Source organism: Piscinibacter sp. (assembly GCF_050175855.1).
Taxonomy (GTDB): Bacteria; Pseudomonadota; Gammaproteobacteria; order Burkholderiales; family Burkholderiaceae_C; genus Piscinibacter.
In genome coordinates this window covers 1-8,215 of record NZ_JBFXIO010000235.1, presented here as the reverse complement: position 1 = coordinate 8,215, position 8,215 = coordinate 1, and the positions used below count along the sequence as shown (strand labels likewise).

Sequence of the window (8,215 nt, the reverse complement as noted above, 5' to 3'; positions counted from 1 at the left end):
GCCCAGTCGCGCAACTGCGCGGCCAGCTGGGGCAGCAGGTCCTGTCCCTCTTCCTCGAAGATCGGGAACAGCTCGGCATCGACCGCGTCGACGGCATCGATGTCCTCGGTGCCCTCGATCGCCACTTCGCGTTCGACCGGTGTCGCATGCTTCGCGGCCGCCGTGGGAAGTTCGGCCAGCGGCTTGAGCTCCGCCACGCCCAGCGCGTCGACGCGGGGATCCAGCGTACCGAAGCCGGTCGTGCCCATGCCGCTGGACTCGAAGGCCATCGGGCGGCTGGTGGGCAGCGCGGCACTCGGCGGTTCGGCCGGCGCCGGGGCCAGCTCGATGCGCTCGATCGGCGACACCTCGTCGAGCGCGCCCATGCCCGTGACCGGCGGCAGGTCGGCGGCAGCCGTGGCCGCCTCGAGGCGGCGCGCCGACTCGAGTTCGTGCTCGGCCAGACGGGCCAGCAGCTCGGGGGCGGGCTCCTTGAGGAAGCCGGCAGCGAACTGGTGCAGCAGGCGGCGAATCTCCTCGGCGGTGTCGACGAAGAGCTTCGCCTCTTCAGCGGTGCCGTAGCCGATCGCCTGCGAGCGGGTCTGCGCGTGCTCCAGCGCGCGGGCCAGCTGCGAGAGATCCTGGAAGCCGACGGTGGCCGAGCTGCCGGCCAGCGAGTGGGCCAGCGCGATCGGCGTTTCTCCGATCGGACGATGCAGTTCCATCGCCCATTCCGCCACCTCGGTGGTCAGGCGGCGCGAGAGCTCGTCGGCCTCGTTGAGGTAGATGTTGAACAGCGGGATGCCGATGCGCAGCGGGCCGACGACCTTGACGTTCTCGTCCTCGGGCGCAGCCGCCGCCGGTGCCGGCGTTTCGGTCGCGGACTCGACAGGCTCGCCGCCGAGGTCGAGGTCGATGAGCTCGAGCGAGAGATCGACCGGTGCGGGTGCCGGCTCGGGCAGCTCGGCCAGTGGCAGCGGCTGCGTGGCCAGCGGCTCGAAACTCTCGGCCGCGGGTGCAGCCGGCGCGTCGAGCGTGGACAGGTCGATCTCGAACGAGACTTCGGGCAGCGGCGCGGCAGGCGCGGCCACCGGCTCGGGCGAGAGCGCTGGCAACTCGAGGGCCTCGGCGGCCGGCAGTTCGGGCACCGCCAGCGTGATGGGCACCACCGGCACCTCGGGCACCGGCGATTCACCAGCGGCCAGTCGCTGCGCGGCGGCCTTGACGGCGGCGGCACTGCGGGCAGCGTCGCGGCGCTGGGCGATGTCCTCGACCCACGAGCCGAGGTCGCCGAGCACCCAGCGAGTGAACTCGACCAGCGCCGGCTCGGCCGGCCGGCTCTCGGCCAGCTGGGTGTTGTAGATCTGCTCGCAGGCCCAGGCCGCTTCGCCGAACTCCTTCAGCCCGACCATGCGCGAGCTGCCCTTCAGGGTATGGAAGGCGCGCCGCACGGTGGTCAGCAGGGCCACGTCGGACGGCGCCGCAGCCAGGCCGTCGGTGGCCGAGGCGGCCTCCTGCAGGACTTCGCGGGCCTCCTCGAGGAAGACCTCGCGCATCTCGTCGTCTTCGGCCAGTTCCGGCTCGGCGGCCACGGCCGGTGCCGTCACCGGCACCGGGGCGGCGCGGAACTCGGCGATCTCCGGCTCCAGCGGCATGGGCTCGGAGCTGCTGTGCACGAAGTCGACCAGCAGATCGCTGAGCTCGCCGCGCACCGACGCCACGCCCTCGCGATCGTCGGCCTCTTCGGCACGCGACAGCGCCTCGCGGGTGCGATCGACGGTCTCGGCCAGCGTGTCCTGATCGGCCAGGTGCGCCTCGTGCGACAGCCGCTCGAGATCGCGGGTGACCTCGGCCACCGGCACATCGGGCTGGGACGCCGCGAATGCGAGCTGCTGGGCCTGCTCGATTAGGCGCGGCTCGACAGGCGGCACCGTACCAGCGTGGCGCGTGCTCGCGCCGCGGCCCATGACCGGGTCGAGGGTGCCGGTGCGCGGGTCGAACACGAACAGCGACTTGGCCATCTGCGGCTGGACGCTGAGCATGTCGATCAGGAAGCCGAGTGCGCCCAGGTTGCCGGCGATGCGGTCGAACAGGCCGGTCTGCGAAACGCGCGCTGGATCGACCTCGGTCTGGATCAGGCCCTCGATCTCGTCGCGCATGCGCATCAGCGCCGCGGTGGCCTGGTCGATGCCGAGCACCGAGAGCACGCCGCGCATCGACGAGAGCTGGTTGGGCACCGGGATCAGCACCTGCCGATCGTCGGGTTTGCGGAAGAACTGGTCGATGGACTTCTCGGCCTCGGCCAGCGAGGCCCGCAGTTCCTGAACCACGCTGCCCATGGTCTGGCGGTCGGAGACGCGGCGGTACAGCTCCTCCATCCACGGCTCGAGCGGCTCCGGCGCCTTGCCTTCGCGCACCGAGCCGAGCCGGTCGGCCAGGCGGCGCACACGCTCGGCCTGCTCGGGGCTGTCGAAGTCCGAGTCTTCCAGCGCCGCCTCGACGTACAGCAGGCTGGTGGCCACCTCCATCGCCAGCTGCGGCTCGGGCGCCGCGCCGCTGTTGATGGTCTGCGCGATCGCCATCTGCAGCTCGGCCGCGAAGGCCTCGCCGAGCGGGAACAGCCGCTTGAGCGAATCGCCGACCAGCGAGAACTGCTCGTTCAGGCCCGACAGGCGATGCAGTTCGCCCCCGGCCACGCCCTGCCAAGACTCCTTGGCCGCGGCCACGCGCTTGCGCGCCTGCACCACGACGGCCGGGTCGAAGCGGCCCAGCGTGGCCATGTTGTAGTCGGCGGGCACGTGGTGGACCAGGCCGTAGACCTGCCGCACGGCCGCCAGCCGCGGCGCGCGCCGGCCGTCACCCGGGGACTCGGCCTGCGCGCAGAAGAAGAGCAGGTCTTGCGCCAGGCGCTCGGACACTTCGTTCTGGCCGCGTTCGAGCACGCGGTACTGCGCCAGCAGGCGCGAAGCGACGCGCTTGCTGAACACGTCGAAGCCGAGCAGACCCTGCGCCTGCGCCTCGAACACCGCCGAGGCGAGCTTCCACAGCGTGGCCACCTGCGGATCGGCGGACGCCGCGCCGAGGCCGGCGCAGCCTTCGCTCATGCGCGCTGCGGCCAGCGTGGGCTGCGGCGTGCGCATGATGCCCAGCAGGTGCCCTTCCATCGCTGTGCGCGTGGCGGCGTCGAGCGCACGCGGCGGAACGCTGGTGTCGGAGGCGATCTCGCGCCAGCGCCAATCGACGCTCCACAGGTCGGCCGGGTGGATGCGCTCCGCACCGGCCGCTTCCTGCACGGCACGGTACTGCGGGAACATGGCCAGCGCCGAGACCGGCTTGCCGGCCAGCCTGCGGCCCAGGTAGTCCAGCAGCGCGAACGAGGCGTGCTCGATCGCCTCGACGACCAGCGGCGTCAGCTTGTGCGGCTTGGCGACGAACTTCTGCACCAGCGATTCGCTGGCGCGCAGCACCAGCGCGGCCTCGGGCAGCCCGACGAGCTCGAGCGCGCCGGCGCCCTGGTGGAGCGACGAGCGCGCGCTGCGCAGTACGGCGGGGTCGACGGTGTCGACATCGGAGCTGCCGACCGCCTCGGCTTCCTTGAGGCAGCGGCGCAGCGACTTGTGCGCCGCCTCGAGGGTGCGGCGCAGTTCGTCCTGCACCCACGCCAGGGCGCTGAGGTCATCGGCGGGTTCGCCCCGCGACGTGGCATTCGGGGCGGTTCGCGTATCCATGCAGTGCTCTCAGGCCAGGAGGGTCACTCGATCTTGAATCGCGCCACCGACTGCTTGAGTTCTTCCGCAGTCCGCGACAGCTCGCGCACCATCGCCGCGGTCGAGCGGGTACCTTCTCCGGTCTGCTCGGTCACCGCGAAGATGTGCTGGATGTTCGAGGCCACCACGTTGGCCGACTGGGCTTCCTGCTGCGCCTGCGTGGAGATCTGCGAGATCAGGTCGGCGAGCTGGCGCGACACGCGGTCGATGTCGTTCAGCGCCGCACCGGCGGCGTCGGACAGCCGTGCATTCTCGACCACGCCCTGCGTGCTGCGCTCCATGGCGCCCACCGCGTCCTGCGTGTCGGTCTGAATGGTCTTGACCAGCGCCGCAATCTGGCGCGTCGCGTCGGCGGAGCGTTCGGCCAGCCGCTGCACTTCTTCCGCCACCACCGAGAAGCCTCGTCCGGCTTCACCGGCGGAGGCGGCCTGGATGGCGGCGTTCAGCGCCAGCACGTTGGTCTGCTCGGTAATGTCCGAGATCAGCTCGGTGATTTCACCGATCTCCTGCGACGACTCGCCCAGCCGCTTGATCCGCTTGGAGGTCTCCTGGATCTGGTCTCGCAGCAGGTTCATGCCGCCGATGGTGTTCTGCACCGCGCGCAGGCCCTGCTCGGCGGCGTCCAGCGACTGGCGCGCCACCTGGGCGGTCTCCTGCGCTCGACCCGACACCTCGTTGATTCGGCCGGCCATCTGCAGCACCGACTCGCCGGTGTCGCGGATCTCGCGCAGCTGCTCGGTCGAGGCGGCCAGCAGTTCGGTCGAGGTGGCTTCCACCTGCTGGGTGGTCTCGGTCACCCGTCCCACCGTGCCTTGCACCTGCGACACCAGCGAGCGCAGCTCCTCCACCGTGTAGTTCACCGAGTCGGCGATGGCGCCCGTGATGTCTTCCGTCACCGTGGCCTGCTGCGTCAGGTCGCCTTCCGCAACCGTCTGCAGTTCGTTCATCAGCCGCAGAATCGCCGCCTGGTTGGCGTCGTTGACGCGCTTGGCTTCCTGCTCCTGCCGCTCCGCCTCGAGCCGCTGGGCCTCGGCGAGCTGGGCACGCTGGGCCTGGTCACGCACGTACAGGCGCAGGAAGCCGACGCCGCCGGCGATGATCATCGCCGCGAACGCGAGCAGTGCCAGGAAGCTGCCGAAACCGAAGCCGGTCTGCTTGGCCAGCGCCGTCTGCACGGCCTCCAGGCCGGTTCGCAGCGGCTCGCTGTCGGTGACGATCTGCGCCTGCGCTTCACGCGCCGACACCAGGCCCTGCAGGTTGCCCAGAATGGCGCTGGCCTGCGTGCGGGTCTCCTCGTACTGCTTGAGCAGCGCGACGAGGCGTTCCTTGGTCTGCGGGTCCTTCGTGCCGGGCAGGCGCAGTTCCTGGTTGCCGTCAGCCAGGCCCTGGGCGATCTCGCGGAACGAGTTCAGGTCCTTGCCGAGCAGGAACACCGCTTCCGGCGACACGCCTTCCATGGTCAGGAACTCGTTGGCCGACTTGCCGATGCGCTGCGTCAGCATCACCAGCTGGCCGACCGCGGAGAGCTCGGCCGGCGAGGCCTCCTGCTGCAGCTTCAGCGACGACACCGTCTCGGCGATTTCCAGCAGGTCGGACGACTGGCGGTTGATGGTGCGCAGCGCCTGGCCCACCTGGGTCAGGATCTTCTGCTGCGCGATCACGGTGTTGGCATTCTTCTCGGCGCGGTCGACCAGCGGAATCATCGGATCCAGCAGTTCCTGCACCGCGGCCGGGGCGGCGGCCAGCGCGCCTTCGCCGGTCTTCAGTTCACGCACCGTGCGGGCCAGCACGTCGGAGCTCTCGCGCACCTCCGGGAAGGCCTGCGGGCTGCCGATCAGCGCCTGCGACACCGACTTGGCCAGCCGTTGTGACTGCATCAGCGCCTGACCGGTCGCGCCCACCTGGGCCGAGCCGCGATTCGCGGCGTTCAGGGAGATGATCGTCGTGGCGACCACGCCGATCACGCCCAGCAGCACCAGGCCGCCGAGGATGCGCTGCTGCTCGCCCAGCGGACGCGCGCCGATCATCGGCAGCGCGCCGGCTCCGGCCGTCTGCGTCTCGGGACCGGCATTGCGCGCCTCCGAGAACTCGGCCAGCTCGGAGGGCGCCGCCTCGGTGATGATCGACGAGTCCATCTGCGCCGTGGCCTGCATGCCGCCGACGTCGAGCGCCACCGTGCCGCCCGCCCCGGGCATCGGCATGTCGTCGCGGCCGGGCTCGTCGAAGCGGTCCTGCTCGAGCGTGTCCATGTCGGCGCTGTCCTTGCGCCCCAATCCCTTGATCTTGTTCAGGAAGCTCATGGTTTCCTCTTGTGCTCTCGTTGGGCCTCGTCAGCCGACGATCTTCAGAAATGCCTCGTCGCCGGCCAGCGCGGCAAGGCTCAGTTCCTGCCACAGGCGGCCGCCGGCGTCGCGATAGCGCGCGCCGACGAAGGAGGGCCGGGGCGAGCCGTCATCGGGCTCGCGGGTGAGCTGGTCGTCGCCGCGCAGGCCAGCCAGGCGATCGACCAGCAGCACGCAGTTCAGGTCGAGCGACTGGTTGAAGCCGACCAGCTGCGCCTGCTGCGGCATCGCCTCGCCGGACTTCACGCCGAGAAAGCCGGCCAGGTCGACCACGCCGTGCAGGTGTCCGCGCAGGTTGGCCACGCCCATGAACCAGCGGTGGGTGTGCGGCACCGGCACCAGCGGTGCCAGCGCGAAGATCTCGCCTGCTTCCTTCAGCGGAAACAGGATGCCCCGGCCGGCCACTTCCACCGCCAGCCAGGAACTGCCGCGCTGCTGGGTGCGGGCGGCCTGCAGCCGCTCGGCAAGCCGGCTCTGCAGTTCGCGCAGTGCTTCCTTCTTGGCCATGGAGGTGGTGTGTCCGTCAGTCGAAGGCGCGGATCTTGGAGACCAGCTCTTCCGGGTCGACCGGCTTGACGATGTAGTCGCGTGCGCCCTGGCGCATGCCCCAGACCTTGTCGGTTTCCTGGTTCTTGCTGGTGCACATGATCACCGGCACGTCGGTGAAGCGCGGGTCGCGCGTGATCGCGCGGGTCAGCTGGAAGCCGTTCTGGCCGGGCATGACCACGTCCATCAGGATCAGGTCGGGCTTCTCCTCGCCCAGGCGCTTCATCGCCTCCTCGCCGTTCTCGGCGGTGCGGATGGCGTAGCCGCGCTTGCTCAGCAGCTCGGACAGGTGGTGCAGTTCGGTCTTGGAGTCGTCGACCAGCAGGATCTTCTGGATCGGCATGGCAGTTCCTCAGTGAGCGCCGGCTTCCTGGCCGGCACCGTCGAAGTCAGCGCTTGCGCGCGAGCGGGGTTCGGTACAGGCGTGGATCATGCGGCACGTCGATGCTGCGCCACTGCCTGCAGAAGCTGATCTTTCGTGAAAGGTTTGGTGAGATAGTCTTCCGAACCGACCATCCGGCCGCGCGCCTTGTCGAACAGGCCATCCTTGGACGACAGCATGATCACCGGCACCTTCGCGAAACGCGCGTTGCGCTTGATGATGGCGCAGGTCTGGTAGCCGTCGAGCCGCGGCATCAGGATGTCGCAGAAGATCAGGTCGGGGTCGTGATCGTTGACCTTGGACAGCGCGTCGAAACCGTCTTCGGCGAGCAGCACGTCGTGGCCGCCCTGCTTCAGGAAGATTTCCGCGCTGCGGCGAATGGTGTTGCTGTCGTCGATGACCAGCACCTTGATGCCTGCGCCACCGGCGGGGACTTCATTGCTCACGGAGCATTCTCCTCGTCGACAAGTCCGACGTCGGCACGGCCCTCAGGCCGGCAGCGTCAGATCTGGACCATCTCGAAGTCTTCCTTGCGGGCGCCGCACTCCGGACAAGTCCAGTTCATGGGCACCTGCTCCCACGGGGTGCCCGGCGCAATGCCGTGCTCGGGATCCCCGGCAGCCTCGTCGTAGATCCATCCGCAGATGAGGCACATCCAGGTTCGGGGTTCGCTCACGACGCGTCTTCGCCTTCACTACAATGCAACGGAACCGGATTGTAGCCACGCGATTTATCAAAAAATCAAGGCCGCGTAGGCACATACGCAACTTTCTTCACGTTCGGCTGTAAGTCCGCGGAACCCCTCCGACACCCGATTCCGACGGCCCCGGCCCGCTGCCATGACCCCAGACACCCACCCCGACCCCGCCGGCGGCGAAGCGCTGCAGGAGCAGCCCGCGCCCGCCTGCGTGATGAGCTTCAACGCCAGCGACCCGAGCGGCGCCGGCGGCCTGGCCGGCGATGTGTCGACCATCGCCGCCATGGGCGCCCACGCCCTGCCGGTGGTGACCACCATCGTGATGCGCGACACGGCTGAGATCTTCGACCAGCACGTGATCGATGCCGACGTGGTGGCCGAGCAGGCGCGCAGCATCCTGGAAGACGTGACGATCTCCGGCTGGAAGGTCGGCTTCCTCGGCTCGGCCGAGGGTGTCAGCGCGGTGGCCGAGATCCTCTCCGACTACCCGGATGTGCCGCTG

7 protein-coding genes are annotated in these 8,215 nt (G+C 69.6%); 1 reads left to right on the top strand and 6 read right to left on the bottom strand.

Features of this window, described 5'->3' with window-relative positions; all coding sequences use genetic code 11:
* The 6 genes from AB7U92_RS16960 to AB7U92_RS16935 form a co-directional block, all read right to left on the bottom strand.
* The coding region (locus tag AB7U92_RS16960) for an Hpt domain-containing protein (RefSeq protein ID WP_428579408.1) at nucleotides 1-3,707 on the bottom strand (3,707 nt) is incomplete at its 3' end.
* A gap of 23 nt (nucleotides 3,708-3,730) precedes the next feature.
* On the bottom strand, nucleotides 3,731-6,046 hold the full coding sequence (locus tag AB7U92_RS16955) for a methyl-accepting chemotaxis protein (protein ID WP_428579405.1): 2,316 nt from the start codon (nucleotides 6,044-6,046) through the stop codon (nucleotides 3,731-3,733).
* 30 nt (nucleotides 6,047-6,076) lie between these two features.
* On the bottom strand, nucleotides 6,077-6,595 hold the full coding sequence (locus AB7U92_RS16950; RefSeq protein ID WP_428579402.1) for a chemotaxis protein CheW: 519 nt from the start codon (nucleotides 6,593-6,595) through the stop codon (nucleotides 6,077-6,079).
* Nucleotides 6,596-6,611: 16 nt separating this feature from the next.
* Nucleotides 6,612-6,977, bottom strand: a complete 366-nt coding sequence (locus tag AB7U92_RS16945; RefSeq protein ID WP_428579399.1) for a response regulator — start codon at nucleotides 6,975-6,977, stop codon at nucleotides 6,612-6,614.
* 86 nt (nucleotides 6,978-7,063) lie between these two features.
* Nucleotides 7,064-7,462, bottom strand: coding sequence for a response regulator (locus AB7U92_RS16940; protein ID WP_428579396.1), 399 nt, complete (start codon nucleotides 7,460-7,462; stop codon nucleotides 7,064-7,066).
* A gap of 56 nt (nucleotides 7,463-7,518) precedes the next feature.
* On the bottom strand, nucleotides 7,519-7,671 hold the full coding sequence (locus AB7U92_RS16935; protein ID WP_428579411.1) for a rubredoxin: 153 nt from the start codon (nucleotides 7,669-7,671) through the stop codon (nucleotides 7,519-7,521).
* A gap of 184 nt (nucleotides 7,672-7,855) precedes the next feature.
* Here AB7U92_RS16935 and AB7U92_RS16930 point away from each other — a divergent pair.
* On the top strand, nucleotides 7,856-8,215 hold a 360-nt coding region (locus AB7U92_RS16930; protein WP_428579393.1), incomplete at its 3' end, for a bifunctional hydroxymethylpyrimidine kinase/phosphomethylpyrimidine kinase.